Genomic DNA, 16,865 nt, shown 5'->3' on the forward strand with positions numbered 1-16,865 from the left:
TCAAATGAATAAATGCGTATTGCACCTGAATGAAGGTTCGAGCAGGTTCGGAGCGTTCGCGGCGAGTTGGCGGACAAGGGGCGCGATGGTTTTACAATAGCCGCAATCGCGTTCGTCGACGGCGGGCTTTCTGCCAGCCGCTCGATGATCGCGACGGACCACGCCGACACGACAGCCACCACCCGAGACACATGACACGAGACCCCCGCCTGACTCTCAACGCCCGGCAACAGGAATTGCTGGAATGGGTACAACGCGACGGCTTCGTGACCGTGGACGACCTCGCGAGCCACTTCGACGTCACCCCGCAGACGATCCGCCGCGACGTCAACTGGCTCGCCGATATGAATCTGCTGCGCCGCTATCACGGCGGCGCCAGTCTGCCGACCAGTTCCGAGAACGTCTCCTACACCGCGCGCCAGCGCATGTTTCATGAAGAGAAAAGACGCATCGCGGCGCTAGTCGCCACTCACATTCCCGATCAGGCATCGCTGTTCATCAACCTCGGCACGACCACCGAGGAAGTGGCACGCGCGCTGAACCGCCACCGTGGACTGCGCGTGATCACGAACAATCTGAACGTCGCGAGCATGATGAGCGGCTACCCGGATTGCGAAGTGCTGGTGACGGGGGGCATCGTGCGGCCGTGGGATAAGGGCATCGTCGGTGAACTGGCGATCGACTTCATCCGGCAGTTCAAAGTCGATTTCGCGATCATCGGCACGTCGAGCATCGAAACGGACGGTACGCTGCGCGATTTCGACACGCGCGAAGTGCGTGTCGCCGAGGCGATCATCGAGCACGCACGCACCGTGTTCCTCGCCGCGGATCACTCCAAGTTTGGCCGCCCGGCGCTAGTTCGCCAGGGACATCTGGAGCAGATCGACGCATTGTTCACCGACGCCGCGCCGGCCGCCGACATGGCCGAAGCGCTGAACGCCGCGAATTGTCAAATCTATATTGCCGGATAATTCCAGGCGATCTCCGCCATGCTGCGGTGCACGCAAAACCTCGCGTGAAATCAAGAATCTGGCTGCGGGGCCGGACCGCCTATCGCGCGACCAATTGTCAAATGGAAAATTTACGGGGACCAGGTTGGCGTTTCATCGGTGCTCGCCTACACTCCAGTTCCCCAACGTGCGTTGCGAGTTTCGCACGGCGTCGGTTTGTGAATCTGTCGTGTAAGCCGTACCTCCCGCCCTGATCCTTAGCGGACCCCGCCCCGGCCTGCCGGTCGACTGCAAGGCTGTCCGCAATTTGCTGACATGGAGAGAACGATGCTGAGTCCGCATGAATTCGCCACGTTGTTACTCGTCAAGGACGCCCCCAACCAGGTCGAAATGGACCGAGAAGAACTCGATGCGTTGCTCGAACGCCAACTGGTGCAACTCGAACGCCTCGCATCGGGCAACGAAGAATGGCGCGTGACCGAAACCGGCGACACCGCATTGCGGGCCATCAAACGTTTTTCCTGAGATTCCCTGTCGTTCGATCCGAGAGCCGTTGGCGGCGTATCCGCGCCGCCCTGGCGGATGCGCCGCGCGCTTCGCTCGCGACTGCGGGGCTCGTATCGTTCAATTCCCTGACAGCGGGCCGCCTTCGCGGCCCTTTGTTGTGCGCATCTCATTTACACAGTAAATTCACGCGACGGACTTCCCCGCCCTCGCGCATGCCCAAGACGCTCTCCGCCGACGACATCCAGCAGTTTCGCGAAGCCATGCGACGCGTCGCCGAAAACGCATTTGCGACCCGCGGCGCGCAAGGCGTGACGATGCGCGAGCTGGCGAAGGAGCTCGGCTGCAGCGCGATGACACCGTATCGCTATTTCCGCGACAAGGAAGAAATTCTGGCGATGGTCCGCGCCGCCGCGTTCAACCGCTTCGCCGCGCGCCTCGAAGCGGCCGCGCGCGGCATCCCCGCGAACGCCCCCGCCATCGATCACAGCGCCGTCGGCCGGGCCTACGTCGACTTCGCGCTCGATGAACCGCACGCCTACCGCTTGATGTTCGATCAGACGCCGCAACAGCAAGGCGCTTACCCTGAACTGGCCGCGGCGTCGCAGCGCGCGTGGCGTCTGCTGGAAGCGCACTTCGAGCGGCTCGTCGAGGCGGGTATTCTCGAAGGCGATCCGCGCCTGATCGGCTATGCGTACTGGACGAGCCTGCACGGCTTCACGATGCTTGCGCTCGCGAACCAGCTACCGCCGTCGGCGGCGCAACAGGCCGATTCCGCCGGCGACGGAGCGCCGCAGCCATCACGTGAAGCCGTGTTCGCGCAGCTTTTGCGCATGCTGTGGCGCGGAGCGTCGGCGCCGCACAAGTGAACCGGCTCGCCGGTCAACCCGCTGCTGCTTACCCGTTACGCAAGGTCGGATCGGCACTCGCACGCCAGCTGATCGCCCTTGCGCGCTGCTCGTTGAAGAACTCGACCCACTGGTTGCGCACCTTCGGATCGCTGCTCGTCGCCTCGCTCGCATGGCGCTGCGCGATCGATGCCTGGAACGCGCAGAAGTCGTCGTTCGACAGCCGGCCGCGCCGGTTCGCCACATAGGCATCGAAGAACGTCTCATAGACGTTCTGCGCGTCGCTGCCGTAGTCGACGGTTTGCGGCGAGCACATCTTCTGTAACGCCTCGAACGACGTTGCGCCCCTCGTCCCTTCCAGACTCGGCGTACTCACGCATCCCGCCAGCAGCGCCGCCGCGCCGATCATCAAAAGTCCACGCATACATCACCTCGAAATAGCTGCTACCGGGAGTATCGTCCGCGGTCGCGCGTTGTGCCACTCCCGTGCCATTCGACCCAGGCTCGCTCGGGTCGAAGCGAACTTTACTTTTTCGAATATGTTCATTAAAGTTCGAAAACGAACATGATTGGTTCAATTAGCTTTCCAACTTACTCCCAGATTCGATGCAGAGGCTCACCAGGTGACGCAAGGCACGAAATACGATTTGCTCGTCGTCGGTGGCGGGATCAACGGCGCCGGCATCGCCCGCGACGCGGCCGGCCGCGGCCTGGCGGTGCTGCTGTGCGAGCAGGACGATCTGGCCGCGCACACCTCGTCGGCGAGTACCAAGCTGATCCACGGCGGCCTGCGCTACCTCGAGTACCGCGAGTTCGGGCTCGTGCGCAAGGCGCTGCAGGAGCGCGAGACGCTGCTGCGCGCGGCGCCGCACATCATCTGGCCGCTGCGCTTCGTGATGCCGCATATGCCGGATCTGCGCCCCGCCTGGCTGATCCGCGCGGGTCTGTTCCTGTACGACCATCTGGCCAAACGTGAGCTGCTGCCGGGCTCGCGCGGCATCGTGATGAGCCGGCATCCGGCCGGCGCGCCGCTCGTCGAAACGATCAAGCGCGGCTTCGTTTATTCGGACGGCTGGGTCAACGACGCGCGCCTCGTCGTCCTGAACGCGCTCGACGCGCACGAGCGCGGCGCGACGATCCTCACGCGCACGAAGCTGGTCAACGCAGAGCGCGCCGGCGGCGAGTGGCGCGCGCAACTGCAACGCGCGGACGGCACGACGCTCGACGTGCGCGCCGCCGCGATCGCGAACGCGGCGGGCCCGTGGGTCGGCGAGCTGCTGAAGGGCGCGCTCGGCCGGCCATCGGCGCATAGCGTGCGGCTCGTCAAGGGCAGCCACATCGTCACGCGGCGCCTGTTCGAGCACGACCACGCGTACATCTTCCAGAACGCCGATAAGCGGATCATCTTCGCGATTCCCTACGAGCACGACTACACGCTGATCGGCACCACCGACCTCGAATATCGCGGCGACCCGTCGCAAGTCGCGATCGACGCCAACGAAACGCAGTATCTGTGCGATTCGATCAACCGCTACTTCAGGCAGAAGATCTCGCCGGCCGACGTGCGCTGGAGCTATTCGGGCGTACGCCCGCTGCTGGAGGACGAGAACGCGGACAATCCGTCGGCGGTCACGCGCGACTACTCGCTCGAACTCGACGCGCCCGCGGAACAGGCGCCGCTGCTGTCGGTGTTCGGCGGCAAGATCACGACGTTTCGCAAGCTCGCCGAGCAGGCCGTCGATACGCTCACCGACGCGCTGCGCCACGGCGGGTCCGCGTGGACCGTCGACGCGCCGCTGCCGGGCGGCGACATCGCACAGGCGAACTTCAATCGCTTCCTCGGAGAATTCTCGCGCGAGCATGCGTGGCTGCCGGCGTCGCTCGCGCATCGGCTCGCGCGCGCGTATGGCACGCGCGCGAATCGCGTGATCGGCCTCGCGCGCTCGCGCGCCGAGCTCGGTCGCGAGTTCGCGCCGGGACTGCACGAAGCCGAGCTGGTTTATCTGCGCGATACCGAATGGGCGCGCACCGCGCAGGACGTGCTGTGGCGGCGCTCGAAGCTCGGCCTGCACGTCGAGCCGGGCACGCTCGATGAGGTTACGCGCGATATCGACGCGTGGTTCGCGCGCGAACCGGCCCGGCAGAACGCGTAGGCGGCCCGGCCGGGCAAACTGGCATGCCCCGACAAAAGCGGCTGCAAACACAACGCGGCGCCAATGCCGGGTGAAGCAAACGGCGCGAGCCCGTATAAACGGCGCACACCATCCGCGCGTCCCGGGCCGGCCCCACCGCAGCTTCGGCTGGACGACACCGGCACGCGCCCTCACACTATGGCGGCCCGCTCACGACAACACGCCGCTCGCATCGCCGGCCAGCAATCCGGCGATCCGTAACATGCATGGAGAAGAGACAATGCTGGATCAGTACGTTCTCGCGCTTGACCAAGGCACCACCAGCTCGCGCGCGATGCTGTTCGACCGGCGCGGCAACGTCGTGTCGACCGCACAAAAGGAATTCCAGCAGATCTACCCGCACCCGGGCTGGGTCGAGCACGATCCGCAGGAAATCTGGTCGACGCAGGCCGGCGTCGCCGCCGAGGCGGTCACGCGAGCCGGCATGAACGGCACGTCGATCGCCGCGATCGGCATCACGAACCAGCGCGAAACCACGATCGTGTGGGATCGCGAAACCGGCCACCCGATCTACAACGCGATTGTCTGGCAGGACCGCCGCACCGCCGACTTCTGCGACGACCTGAAAGCGCAGGGTCTCGAAGCGAGCGTGCGCGCGAAGACCGGCTTGCCGATCGACTCGTATTTCTCGGCGACCAAAATCCGCTGGATTCTCGACAACGTCGAAGGCGCGCGCGAAAAAGCGCGTCAGGGCCGGCTCGCGTTCGGCACCGTCGACAGCTGGCTGATGTGGAATTTCACGAAGGGCGCGCTGCACGTCACCGACGTGACCAACGCGTCGCGCACGATGCTGTTCAACATCCACACCCTGAAGTGGGACGACGAACTGCTCGCCGCGCTCGACATTCCGCGCAGCATGCTGCCGGAAGTACGGCCGTCGTCGGAGGTGTACGGGCCGACGGTGACCACCGTGTTCGCGTCGAAGATTCCACTCGCGGGCATCGCCGGCGATCAGCACGCCGCGCTGTTCGGCCAGATGTGCACCGAGTCCGGCATGGTCAAGAACACCTACGGCACCGGCTGCTTCCTCGTGATGAACACGGGCGCCAAACCGATCGAATCGAACAACAATCTCGTCACGACGATCGCCTGGCAGATCGGCGAGCGTATCGACTACGCGCTCGAAGGCAGCATCTTCATCGGCGGCGCCGTGGTGCAGTGGCTGCGCGACGGCCTCGGCATCATCAGGAACGCGGCGGAAATCGAAACGCTCGCACGCGGCGTGCCGCATTGCGACGGCGTGTATCTCGTGCCCGCGTTCGCCGGCCTCGGCGCGCCGCACTGGAACGCGCATGCGCGCGGCACGCTGTTCGGCGTCACGCGCGGCACGACCTCCGCGCATATCGCGCGCGCGGCGCTCGATTCGATCGCCTATCAATCGCTCGACGTGCTGAAGGCGATGGAAGCCGACTCGGGCATTCGCATCGGCGAGTTGCGCGTGGATGGCGGCGCCTGCGCGAACAATCTGCTGATGCAGTTCCAGGCCGACATCCTCGGCGTCGACACGGTGCGCCCCCAGGTGTCCGAGACCACCGCACTCGGCGCCGCCTATCTGGCCGGTCTTGCGGTGGGCTACTGGAAGGACATCGACGAGTTGAAAAGCCAGTGGAAGCTCGAGCACCGCTTCACGCCGGCGCTACCGCATGCGGAGGTCAGGACCTGCCTCGATGGCTGGCAGCGCGCGATCCGCGCGGCGAAGGCCTGGGCCGATACGCCGTAAGGTCGCGGGCGCGCAGAACGCCAAAAGGACGCGGTCCGAAAGTACGTATGATGACGCTTTTCATCCCGGCGCGCGGGCCCGCAACCCGCCGCCCGCGCGCTTTGCGCTTACCGTTTTTCAGGCATGATCGACCACCTCATCTGTGACTGCGACGGCGTGCTCGTCGACAGTGAAGTCATCGCCGATCGCGTGATGTTCGACACGCTGACGGCCACCTTCCCCGGCATCGATTTCGCCCCCGTCGTCAAAACCGCGTTCGGCCAGCAAACCTCGCGCTTTCTCGCCGGCCTCGAAACGCAGTTCGACATCACGCTGCCTGTGAACTTCCTCGACACGATCGAGCACCATGTCGAGCTCGCGCTCGCCGCGTCGCTCGGTCCGATCCACGGCGTGCGCGACGCGCTGCAACGCGTGACGCTGCCGGCTGCGGTCGTGTCGAACAGCCGTATGTCGCGCGTCGCCGCATCGGTACGGCGCGCGGGTCTGCAGCAGATTTTCGGCGAGCGCGTGTTCAGCGCCGAGCAGGTCGCGCGGCCGAAGCCGTATCCGGACGTCTATCTGTTCGCGGCCACGACGCTTGGCGTCGTGCCGGCGCGTTGCCTCGTCGTCGAGGACAGCGTCGCGGGTTTGAACGCGGCGCGTGCGGCAGGCATGAAGACGATCGCGTTCGTCGGCGCGAGCCATATTCCGGACGGCTACGCGGATGCGCTGCGCGCGATGGGTATCACGCGAATCATCAAGCATATGGATGAACTGCCGGCGCTCATCGAGGCGGGCGTGCGCGGCGAATTCGGCGACGTGCAGTCGTAGCGGTTTTGCGCAACGCCGATAAAAAAGCCGGTTCTTCGGAAGAAGAACCGGCTTTTTTGCGTCATGGCGTCGCGTGCCGCTCGATGGATGGCCCGTCAAGCCTCGGCCATCGCGCCCTCGCGCACCTGCGCGAGCGACTCGCGAAACTCGACCAGCTCGGCGATCGTCAGCATCGGCAGATCATGTTGCGCGGCGAAGCGCTCGACGTCCGCGCCGCGCGTCATCGTGCCGTCGGCGTTCATCAGTTCGCACAGCACGCCGGCCGGCTTCAGGCCCGCGAGAATCGTCAGATCGACGGTGCCTTCGGTGTGGCCGCGCCGCGCCAGCACGCCGCCCGGCATCGCGCGCAGCGGGAACACGTGGCCGGGGCGCACGATGTCGGCGGGTTTGGCCGTATCGGCGATCGCGGCGCGGATCGTGGTCACGCGATCCTGCGCGGACACGCCGGTGCTGACGCCTTCGCGCGCTTCGATCGACACCGTGAACGCGGTGCCGTGACGGCTTTCGTTGTTGACGGCCATCGGCGGCAGTTCGAGCGCGCGGATCTTGTCGTCGGGCAGGCACAGGCAGACGATGCCGCTGCATTCCCGGATCACCAGCGCCATCGTTTCGACCGACAGGCGCTCGGCCGCGACGATCAGATCGGCTTCGTTCTCGCGGTCGTGGTCGTCCTGCAGCACCACGGCGCGGCCCTCGCGCAGCGCCTGCAAGGCGGCGGCGATACGCGGCGGAACGGCTTCGGTGGCAAGCAGCGGGAGATCGGCGAAGGCATCGTCTGCAATCGTCGACGGAGCAGGAAAAGTAGCAAAGGACATGGTTGAAACGCTCATCGCAAAAGTTGGGCGAGAAACGTTTCAGGGCATTGCAAACAGACTGGCACGCGCCGCCCAGGCGCCGCGCGGAAGCGGACGCTGATACGCCACCCGGCTACAGGCGGCGTCGCGGAACGCACATGACTATCTGCACATCTTCTTCCATCCGGACTATGACCGTCGGCTCTGGCTTCTGACCAGATCTGCTGACCCCGCTCCTGTCCCCGCTATGCCGAAGGCTAAGCGATGCGGGCGCTCGCGGGCTTGCCGGCTCGCGCTGTCGCGCTGCCGGCCCACCGCCGGTGGGGAATTTCACCCCGCCCTGAAGACGCACTGATTGCCGGTTCGACCGGCGGGCGAAGCATACAACAGTCGCGCGAGCGCTGCAGCGCGACGAACAAAGACCCTACTCACTGCATTTGACCTGCATCGACGCCCTGACCCGCGCTTGAACCTCGGACGCCGTCGATTCTCAACCCGGCACACCTTCGCGTGCGGCTTCGTCGCGTGCGGCGCCCGCGGCCGGCACTTCCCAGCGCGGCGGCGTCTCAGCCCGCAGCGTCACGCGAAACGCGCGCGCCTCGGTGTCGCCGGGATTGCGCAGGCTGTGCGGCTGGTCGGCGTCGAACACGAGCGCGTCGCCGGTCGCGAGCAGTTGACGCTGGTCGTGCACGCTGACTTCGAGCGTACCGTCGCTGACCACCAGATTCACCGTCGTGCCAGGCGCGCGGCGCACGCCCGCTTCGGTATGCAGCGGGGCGATCCGCAGTTCGTGAAACTCGGCGGCGATCGACTCGTCGTCGGGATAGAGCGGGCGCACCGAGTAGCGACCGTTCGCGCTGACCACGCGGGCCGAGCGCTCGGCCGGCAGATGCTCGAAGCCGTTGGTCGCGTGACGCCGCAGGAACGCCGCCACCGACACCTTCAGCGCCGCCGCCACCTTGCACAGCACCTTGATCGACGGCACGCTGCGCGCCGATTCGATCTGCGCGAGCATGGCGCGCGACACGCCTGACGCGCGCGCCAGCGCATCGAGCGAAAGCTGCCGTTCGGCGCGCAGCCGCGCCAGATTCACGCCGACCAGCTGTTCGAGCGCATCGAAGGGTTCGGCGGAGCGCGGCGCCGCGTCGGTGTCGGCATCGGCAGAGGGATCGCGGACCAGCGCGAGCGGCGAATGCATATTGGCCTCCAGAGCGCCGCCAGGCGGCGCAAGAGCAGTAAGTGGAAGCAAGATAGCATCGGCTTTGGCCGCGCCCAACGAAGTTATCTTCACACTGTTATCAGCATTGCGGAGGCAAGCAACTGACGACTCACGCGCTTTGCGCGAGCGCGCGCGCCGGCGCATCCATGCGCGCCGCGAACCACGTCAGCAGCAGCGCGGCGACGCTGACCGCGGCCGCGACCCACGGCAAGGTATCGAGCGCGTGACCGTGATTGATCACGAGACCGCCGAGCCACGCACCCGCCGCATTGCCGACGTTGAACGCGCCGATGTTCAGCGTCGATGCGAGATTCGGCGCGGCGGCCGCCTTCTCGACCACGCGCATCTGCAACGGGGGCACCGTCGCGAACGCCGCGATGCCCCACACGAACACCGTGATCGCGGCAGCCGCTTGCGAATGGCTGGTGCGCGCGAAGATCGCCATCACGACCGCGAGCGCGGCGAGAATGCCCATCAGCGACGGCATCAGCGCGCGGTCCGCAAGCTTGCCGCCGACCATGTTGCCGACCGTCAGGCCCACGCCGAACAGCACGAGGATCAGCGTCACGCCGCGCGGCGAAAAGCCGCTCACCTGCTCGAGGATCGGCGCGATATAGGTGAACACGACGAACACGCCCCCGAAGCCGAGCACCGTCATCGCGAGGGCGCTCCACACTTGCGGGTCTTGCAGCACGCGCACTTCGTGGGCAAGGCCGGCGGGGCCGGTGTCGTGGCGGTTCGGCACCAGCGCGCTGATGCCCGCGAGCGACAGCACGCCGAAGCCGCTGACGATCCAGAACGCCGCGCGCCAGCCGAACTGCTGGCCGATGAAGGTGCCGAACGGCACACCGAGCACGTTCGCGAGCGTTAGGCCCGTGAACATCAGCGCGATCGCGCTCGCGCGCTTTTCGGCCGGCACGAGCGAGGCCGCGACCACCGCGCCGATGCCGAAGAACGAGCCGTGCGCGAACGAGGTCACGACGCGCGCGATCATCAGCACCGAATAGCCCGGCGCCACCGCGCACAACACATTGCCGACGATGAACACGCCCATCAGCAGCTGCAGCGCGAACTTGCGCGACATCCTGCTCGTGATTACCGCGAGCAGTGGCGCGCCGACCGCGACGCCGAGCGCATAGCCGCTGACGAGCAGGCCCGCGGACGGGATCGACACGGCCAGATCGCGCGCCACTTCGGGCAACAGGCCCATGATGACGAATTCGGTGGTACCGATGGCGAATGCGCTAATCGCGAGCGCGATTAATGGAATGGGCATTTTTCCGCTCCGGGAATGAGGTGGGATCAGGGTTTGGGTTGAAGGGCCTGGCGCGCCGCCGTCACGAATTCGATGACGACGCCCGGCGCGAGCGCGACGAACAGCTGCCGCTGCTCCGGTTGCACGGCGCTCGCCGGCACCTGGCGGTCTGATAGCCGATGTCGTGCGCGTCTAGCCGCTCGAGCAACGCTTGCCGTTCGCCGGCGCTATCGAGCCGAAAGGCGATGTGATCGATGCGCGGCATGACGCGGCACGCCGCGCCGGAAGCCGGCGCGGCGATCAGATGCACTACCGGGCGGCCGCTTGCGTACAGCCAGTAGTCGTCGACGGAAAACGGCAGGCGCGCGCCTTCGGTGAACCCGGCGATGTCGACGAAGAAACGCCGGGCGGAATCGAGGTCGGCGGTGACGATGGTCGCGTGATCGAGTTGCATGACGAAGGACAGCAGCGGAGGTTTCGACGGCTGCATTGTCGCGGCGTGACGCCAATTTGATAATTGGCGTAGCATTTGAAGCATTTTCAAATTCTGCTTGAAAGCCAGCGATGGATAACCTCGGCGACATCCGCCTCTTCGTCGAAGCGGCGCAGCAAGGCAGCCTGTCGGCGGCGGGCCGCAAGATGGGCCTGACACCCGCCGCGGCGAGCGCGCGGCTCGCGAAACTGGAAGCGAGGCTCAAAGCGCGCCTGTTCGAGCGCACCACGCGGCAGCTACGGCTCACCGACGAAGGCCGCCTCTACCTGAACTGCTGCCGCCAGGCGCTGCAATCGCTGGACGACGCCGAAGCCGCGCTGCAAGCGGGCCAAGGCGTCGTGCGCGGCAAGGTGCGGGTGTCGGCGACCTCGGACTTCGGCCGCAACCTGCTGATGCACTGGCTCGACGAATTCAACGCGCTGTACCCGGACGTGACGTTCGCGTTGACGCTGTCGGATGCGCTGGCCAATCTCGTGCAGGAGGACATCGATCTGGCGATCCGCTTCGGCGTGCCGCAGGACAGCTCGCTGGTCGCGCGCCGGCTCGCGCCGAACCGGCGGGTGCTGTGCGCATCACCCGAATACGTCGGGCGTCGCGGCGAGCCGAAGGACCCGCTCGACCTCGCCAATTTCGACTGCATCGTGCTCGGCACCGCATCGGGGCCGGCCAGCGAATGGCGCTTCACGCGCGGTGACGAGGTGCAGCACTACAGCGTGCCGTTCGAAGCGGCGCGCGAGACCAACGACGGCGCGGTCGCGCGCGAATGGGCGCTGCGCGGCTACGGCATCGCGATCAAATCGATGTGGGACGTGGAAGCGGACCTGCGCGCCGGCCGCCTGAAGATCCTGCTGCCGGAATGGCGCTACCCCGATGCCCCGCTGCACGCGCTGTATCACCGCAATCGCTTCATGGCGCCGCGCGTGCGCGTGCTGCTCGATTTCCTCGCCGAGCGCTTCGCGCAGGTGTCGGATGAACTGGAAAGCCTGCTGGGACTGACGCCGGACCGGCCAATGAGCGCCGAAACCCCCGTTGCGTGAAGGGCTATAATATGCAGTTACGCTGCAAAGACACGCGCAAGCCGGCCATCACGCTCCGCGCTGCCCCGCGCCGCGGCCTCCTTCACCTTTTTACGACGCCCCCAGGTTAACCACTGCGACCGGCGGAATTCGATGACCAAGAAAGTTTATGTAAAGACCTTTGGCTGCCAGATGAACGAGTACGACTCCGACAAGATGGTCGACGTGCTCGGTGCCGCTGAAGGACTCGTCAAGACCGACACGCCGGAAGACGCCGACGTGATCCTGTTCAATACCTGCTCGGTGCGCGAAAAAGCGCAGGAAAAAGTCTTCTCCGACCTCGGCCGCGTACGCGAACTGAAGGACGCGAATCCGAATCTGATCATTGGCGTGGGTGGCTGCGTCGCGAGTCAGGAAGGCGCATCGATCGTCGCGCGCGCGCCGTACGTCGATATCGTGTTCGGTCCGCAAACGCTGCACCGCCTGCCGCAGATGATCGACGAGCGCCGCGCGAGCGGCCGCGCGCAGGTCGATATTTCGTTTCCCGAAATCGAGAAGTTCGATCACCTGCCGCCGGCGCGCGTCGAAGGTCCGAGCGCGTTCGTGTCGATCATGGAAGGCTGCAGCAAGTACTGCAGCTACTGCGTCGTGCCGTACACGCGCGGCGAGGAAGTGTCGCGTCCGCTCGACGACGTGCTGACCGAAATCGCCGGCCTCGCCGACCAGGGCGTGCGCGAAGTCACGCTGCTCGGCCAGAACGTGAACGCTTATCGTGGAAAATTCGGCGGCGCGCTGACCGTGGGTTCGACCGAGATCGCCGACTTCGCGACGCTGATCGAATACGTCGCGGACATCCCCGGCATCGAACGGATCCGCTACACGACGTCACATCCGAAGGAATTCACGCAGCGCCTGATCGACACCTACGCGAAGGTGCCGAAGCTCGTCAGCCACCTGCATCTGCCGGTGCAGCACGGCTCCGACCGCATCCTGATGGCGATGAAGCGCGGCTACACCGTGCTCGAGTACAAGTCGGTGATCCGCAAGCTGCGCGCGATTCGCCCGGACCTGTCGCTGTCGACGGACATGATCGTCGGCTTCCCCGGCGAGACCGAGGAAGACTTCGCGAAGATGATGGCGCTCGTCGAAGAGATGAAGTACGACACGAGCTTCTCGTTCATCTACAGCCCGCGTCCCGGTACGCCGGCCGCGAACCTGCACGACGACACGCCGCGCGAGGTGAAGCTCAAGCGCCTGCAACATCTGCAGGCCACGATCGAAGAGAACGTGCAGCGCATCAGCGACGCGATGGTCGGCAAGGTCGAACGCATTCTGGTCGAGCGCCCGGCGCGCAAGGACCCGAACGAGCTCGCGGGCCGCACCGGGAACAACCGCGTCGTCAATTTCCCGGCGCCGGTCGCGTCGCATGCACGGCTGATCGGTCAGATGGTCGACGTGAAGATCGTGCACGCGTATCCACACTCGCTGCGTGGTGAACTCGTGATGGTGCACGACGACAGCGCCGCGACGACGCATTGAACGACATTCCGAGTACCGCAACCGACAGGATCGACTCACCGCCTTGAAGACCACTCAGCAGCCTCTGGAATTCACCGCACCGCGCGAAGATAATGCGCGGCTCGCCAACCTCTGCGGACCGCTCGACGAAAATCTGCGGCAGATCGAGCAGGCGCTCGACGTGACCCTGCAGCGCCGCGGCCACCGCATCGCGATCCGCGGGCGCGGCGCGAAGCTCGCGCTCACCGCGCTCGAAAACTTCTACAACAACGCGCGCGAGCCTTTGTCGGTCGACGACATCCAGCTCGCGCTCGTCGAAGTGCGTCATCCGGTGCGTCATCGTTCGAATGGCAACGGCAATGGCAATGGCAACCCCGTCGACGCGCACTTCGCCGGCAATCCCGATCACCCGTTCGACCAGCCCGCCGACGCCACTGCGAGCGAGGACGACTTCGAGGAATACGGCCCGAAGCTGTACACGCGACGCGCGGATCTGCGCGGCCGCACGCCGGCGCAGCGCGAGTACCTGAAGCAGATCGTGTCGCACGACGTCACGTTCGGCGTCGGCCCCGCCGGCACCGGCAAGACTTATCTCGCGGTGGCCTGCGCGGTCGACGCGCTCGAGCGCGACCAGGTCAAACGCATCGTGCTGACGCGCCCGGCCGTCGAGGCGGGCGAGCGGCTCGGCTTTTTGCCGGGCGATCTCGCGCAGAAAGTCGATCCGTATCTGCGCCCGCTCTACGACGCGCTGTACGACCTGCTCGGCTTCGACAAAACCGCGAAGATGTTCGAGCGGCAGATGATCGAAATCGCGCCGCTCGCATACATGCGCGGCCGCACGCTGAATCACGCGTTCATCATCCTCGACGAGGCGCAGAACACCACACCCGAGCAGATGAAGATGTTCCTCACGCGAATCGGCTTCGGCTCGAAGGCGGTCGTCACCGGCGACACGACCCAGGTCGATCTGCCGCGCGGCCAGAAGAGCGGGCTGATCGAAGCGCAACAGGTGCTCGCGAACGTGCGCGGCATCGCGCTCACGCGTTTCACGAGCGCGGACGTGGTGCGGCATCCGCTAGTCGCGCGAATTGTGGAGGCGTACGATGCGCATGCGCAGAAGTCGCAGGCCGCGGTCGATCCGCGCTAAAGCGATGCGCTTCGCAGCGCGAGGCCCGCGTCGCCTCGCCGCAAAAAAAAAAGACTGAGCCAGGAATGCCACGCATAGAAACCGCATGAGCCGCACCCCGAAACTGACGTTGAGCCTGCAATTCCCCGCCGCCAAAGCCTGGCCGGAACACAAGGTGCTGCTGCCGCGCGCGACGGTGGCCGGCTGGATCAAGGCGGCGCTGTTCGCGGACGGCGAATTGACGGTTCGGTTCGTCGACGCCGAAGAAGGCCGCACGCTGAATCGCACCTATCGCGGCAAGGATTACGCGACCAACGTGCTGACCTTCGCCTATGCCGAATCGGAAGATGATCCGGTCACGGGCGATCTGATTCTGTGCTGCCCGGTGGTCGAGAAGGAAGCCGCCGAGCAGGGCAAGCCGCTCGCCGCGCATTACGCGCACCTGCTCGTGCACGGCACGCTGCATGCACAGGGCTACGACCACGAGGTCGAAGAAGAAGCCGAGGAAATGGAAGCTATCGAAACCGAAATCCTCGGCAAGCTCGGCTTTCCGGACCCTTACCAATAGGCGTTCCGCCCCTCCTCGACGCCAGCCCGCCCGAACCCACCGTGAGCACTCCGTCCCCCGAAGCCGATATCCCCGTGCGCTGTCCGGACTACCCGCCGGTGCTCGGCGACTCGCGGCTCCTGACGGACGACGAACTGCGCGCGTCGCTCGAATCCACGTTGCGCGGCTGGGACCACCAAAGCGATCTGTGGCTGTTCGGCTATGGCTCGCTGATCTGGAACCCGGGCCTGCCGACCGCCGAGGCGATGCGCTCGAAGGTGCACGGCTATCACCGCGGCCTCTATCTGTGGTCGCGAGTCAATCGCGGCACGCCAGAGCAGCCCGGCCTCGTGCTCGCGCTCGATCGCGGCGGCTCGTGCACCGGCATGGCCTTCCGGCTCGCGGCCGATGGCTCGAGGCCGCATCTCGAAGCACTGTGGCGCCGCGAAATGCCGATGGGCTCGTACCGTCCCGCGTGGCTGCCGTGCGTGCTCGCGGACGGCCGGCGCGTCGACGCGCTCGCATTCGTGATGCGCCGCGACGTGCCGAGCTACACCGGCAAGTTGCGCGACGACATCATCCAGACCGTGCTGGGCTGTGCGAGCGGCCGCTACGGCACGACCTTCGATTACGTGAGCCGCACCGTGCACGCGCTGCGCGAAAGCGGCATGCCGGACCGCGCGCTCGAAGCGCTGCTCGCGCGTTGCAAGCCGGCCGTGTGAGCGCGGCATCTCGGCAAAACCCCACCCGCGACTTTTTTGCCGGCGAGCGCTTTTGCCCGCGTAATCGGTTAGGATGATTCCACGCTCCGCCGTCGCGGCGGGGCCGTTTCACCTTGGCTTCGCTCATCGCCGGGCCCGGCGGGACACGGTTCCGCCATGCGCCTGGTGTATCCTTAACGCTCTGCAACAGCGCGCCCAGTCTCGCCGGGCGCACTACCATGAACGACACGTATCCCAGTCGACGCCATACCGGACGTCAACTCGACAAACCGCAGGAAAAGCGCTCGCTGCTCGAGCGCCTGACCGACTTCATCTCGCCCGAGCCCGACTCGCGCGCCGAACTTCTGGAAATTCTGCAGGACGCGCACGAACGCAACCTGATCGACGCCGACTCGCTGTCGATGATCGAAGGCGTGTTCCAGGTGTCGGAACTGAGCGCACGCGACATCATGGTGCCGCGCGCGCAAATGGACGCGATCAACATCGCGGACAATCCCGCTGAATTCATCCCCTACGTGCTGGACAAGGCGCATTCGCGCTATCCGGTCTACGAGGGCAATCGCGACAACATCATCGGCGTGCTGCTCGCGAAAGATCTGCTGCGCTACTACGCCGAAGAAGAGTTCGACGTGCGCGGCATGCTGCGCCCTGCCGTGTTCATCCCCGAGTCGAAGCGGCTGAACGTGCTGCTGCACGACTTCCGCGTGAACCGCAACCACCTCGCGGTGGTCGTCGACGAGTATGGCGGCGTCGCGGGCCTGATCACGATCGAAGACGTACTGGAGCAGATCGTCGGCGACATCGAGGACGAATACGATTTCGACGAGGAGAGCGGCAACATCATCGCTTCGCCGGACGGACGCTTCCGCGTGCGCGCGCTGACCGAGATCGAGCAGTTCAACGACACCTTCGGCACAGATTATTCGGACGACGAGGTCGACACGATCGGCGGGCTGGTCACGCATCACTTCGGCCGGGTGCCGCATCGGGGCGAGAAAGTCCGCCTCGACGACCTGATCTTCGAGATCCTGCGCGGCGACGCCCGCCAGATCCACATGCTGCTGGTGCGCCGCGACCCGCTCGCGGGCGAGCGCGAGCGCGAGTCACAGCACGCGCAGACCTGAGCCGGCGGCTCGGGCCGATGCACGGCC

At 65.8% G+C, this 16,865-nt stretch carries 16 protein-coding genes, 1 pseudogene and 1 riboswitch; of the genes and pseudogenes, 12 read left to right on the forward strand and 5 right to left on the reverse strand.

The window, feature by feature from the left end; genetic code table 11:
- Positions 1–191 precede the first annotated feature (191 nt).
- From OKW29_RS32540 to OKW29_RS32550, 3 genes are all read left to right on the forward strand, one after another.
- Positions 192–971 (forward strand): DeoR/GlpR family DNA-binding transcription regulator, encoded by a 780-nt coding sequence (locus OKW29_RS32540; protein ID WP_184022964.1) that lies wholly within the window; start codon positions 192–194, stop codon positions 969–971.
- 306 nt (positions 972–1,277) lie between these two features.
- A complete protein-coding gene (locus tag OKW29_RS32545) occupies positions 1,278–1,475 on the forward strand; it encodes a hypothetical protein (RefSeq protein ID WP_167368606.1) in 198 nt (65 codons plus the stop codon).
- Between the two features lie 194 nt (positions 1,476–1,669).
- The gene (locus tag OKW29_RS32550) at positions 1,670–2,323 is read left to right on the forward strand and encodes a TetR/AcrR family transcriptional regulator (protein ID WP_429293905.1); all 654 of its coding nucleotides are present in this window, start codon (positions 1,670–1,672) and stop codon (positions 2,321–2,323) included.
- A 28-nt stretch (positions 2,324–2,351) separates the two neighbouring features.
- Here OKW29_RS32550 and OKW29_RS32555 read toward each other — a convergent pair whose 3' ends face one another.
- Positions 2,352–2,726 (reverse strand): hypothetical protein, encoded by a 375-nt coding sequence (locus tag OKW29_RS32555; RefSeq protein ID WP_184050855.1) that lies wholly within the window; start codon positions 2,724–2,726, stop codon positions 2,352–2,354.
- A 199-nt stretch (positions 2,727–2,925) separates the two neighbouring features.
- Between OKW29_RS32555 and glpD the strand changes: the two genes are divergently transcribed.
- The 3 genes from glpD to OKW29_RS32570 all read left to right on the forward strand — a co-directional run bounded on the left by glpD (position 2,926) and on the right by OKW29_RS32570 (position 7,024).
- The gene (glpD, locus tag OKW29_RS32560) at positions 2,926–4,455 is read left to right on the forward strand and encodes a glycerol-3-phosphate dehydrogenase (protein WP_429293906.1); all 1,530 of its coding nucleotides are present in this window, start codon (positions 2,926–2,928) and stop codon (positions 4,453–4,455) included.
- 259 nt (positions 4,456–4,714) lie between these two features.
- The gene (gene glpK, locus OKW29_RS32565; RefSeq protein WP_184022960.1) at positions 4,715–6,214 is read left to right on the forward strand and encodes a glycerol kinase GlpK; all 1,500 of its coding nucleotides are present in this window, start codon (positions 4,715–4,717) and stop codon (positions 6,212–6,214) included.
- 123 nt (positions 6,215–6,337) lie between these two features.
- A complete protein-coding gene (locus tag OKW29_RS32570) occupies positions 6,338–7,024 on the forward strand; it encodes an HAD family hydrolase (RefSeq protein ID WP_184022959.1) in 687 nt (228 codons plus the stop codon).
- A 95-nt stretch (positions 7,025–7,119) separates the two neighbouring features.
- Here the strand turns inward: OKW29_RS32570 and ribB are convergent, their stop codons facing one another.
- The 4 genes and pseudogenes from ribB to OKW29_RS32590 form a co-directional block, all read right to left on the reverse strand.
- A complete protein-coding gene (gene ribB, locus OKW29_RS32575; protein ID WP_429293907.1) occupies positions 7,120–7,839 on the reverse strand; it encodes a 3,4-dihydroxy-2-butanone-4-phosphate synthase in 720 nt (239 codons plus the stop codon).
- 147 nt (positions 7,840–7,986) lie between these two features.
- A riboswitch (FMN riboswitch) is annotated at positions 7,987–8,170 on the reverse strand.
- 138 nt (positions 8,171–8,308) lie between these two features.
- The gene (locus tag OKW29_RS32580; RefSeq protein ID WP_429293908.1) at positions 8,309–9,016 is read right to left on the reverse strand and encodes a helix-turn-helix domain-containing protein; all 708 of its coding nucleotides are present in this window, start codon (positions 9,014–9,016) and stop codon (positions 8,309–8,311) included.
- A 130-nt stretch (positions 9,017–9,146) separates the two neighbouring features.
- Positions 9,147–10,313, reverse strand: coding sequence for an MFS transporter (locus tag OKW29_RS32585; protein WP_429293909.1), 1,167 nt, complete (start codon positions 10,311–10,313; stop codon positions 9,147–9,149).
- 26 nt (positions 10,314–10,339) lie between these two features.
- Positions 10,340–10,746 (reverse strand): annotated as a pseudogene (locus tag OKW29_RS32590) (VOC family protein).
- 110 nt (positions 10,747–10,856) lie between these two features.
- Here OKW29_RS32590 and OKW29_RS32595 point away from each other — a divergent pair.
- The 6 genes from OKW29_RS32595 (at position 10,857) to OKW29_RS32620 (ending at position 16,838) form a co-directional block, all read left to right on the forward strand.
- Complete coding sequence (locus OKW29_RS32595; RefSeq protein WP_429293910.1) at positions 10,857–11,822, forward strand: LysR family transcriptional regulator; 966 nt, start codon at positions 10,857–10,859, stop codon at positions 11,820–11,822.
- A 132-nt stretch (positions 11,823–11,954) separates the two neighbouring features.
- The gene (gene miaB / locus OKW29_RS32600; protein ID WP_187628193.1) at positions 11,955–13,340 is read left to right on the forward strand and encodes a tRNA (N6-isopentenyl adenosine(37)-C2)-methylthiotransferase MiaB; all 1,386 of its coding nucleotides are present in this window, start codon (positions 11,955–11,957) and stop codon (positions 13,338–13,340) included.
- 43 nt (positions 13,341–13,383) lie between these two features.
- Positions 13,384–14,466: a PhoH family protein gene (locus OKW29_RS32605; RefSeq protein ID WP_429293911.1), complete on the forward strand. Its 1,083-nt coding sequence runs from the start codon at positions 13,384–13,386 to the stop codon at positions 14,464–14,466.
- An 85-nt stretch (positions 14,467–14,551) separates the two neighbouring features.
- Entirely contained in the window at positions 14,552–15,013 is a 462-nt protein-coding gene (ybeY, locus tag OKW29_RS32610) for an rRNA maturation RNase YbeY (protein ID WP_184022954.1), read from the forward strand.
- Between the two features lie 41 nt (positions 15,014–15,054).
- The gene (locus OKW29_RS32615; protein WP_429293912.1) at positions 15,055–15,714 is read left to right on the forward strand and encodes a gamma-glutamylcyclotransferase; all 660 of its coding nucleotides are present in this window, start codon (positions 15,055–15,057) and stop codon (positions 15,712–15,714) included.
- A 218-nt stretch (positions 15,715–15,932) separates the two neighbouring features.
- Positions 15,933–16,838 carry an HlyC/CorC family transporter gene (locus OKW29_RS32620; protein WP_429293913.1) on the forward strand — a complete coding sequence of 302 codons (906 nt, stop codon included), beginning with the start codon at positions 15,933–15,935 and terminating at the stop codon, positions 16,836–16,838.
- Positions 16,839–16,865 lie beyond the last annotated feature (27 nt).

The organism is Paraburkholderia sp. CI3 (genome assembly GCF_050436505.1).
GTDB lineage: Bacteria > Pseudomonadota > Gammaproteobacteria > Burkholderiales > Burkholderiaceae > Paraburkholderia > Paraburkholderia tuberum.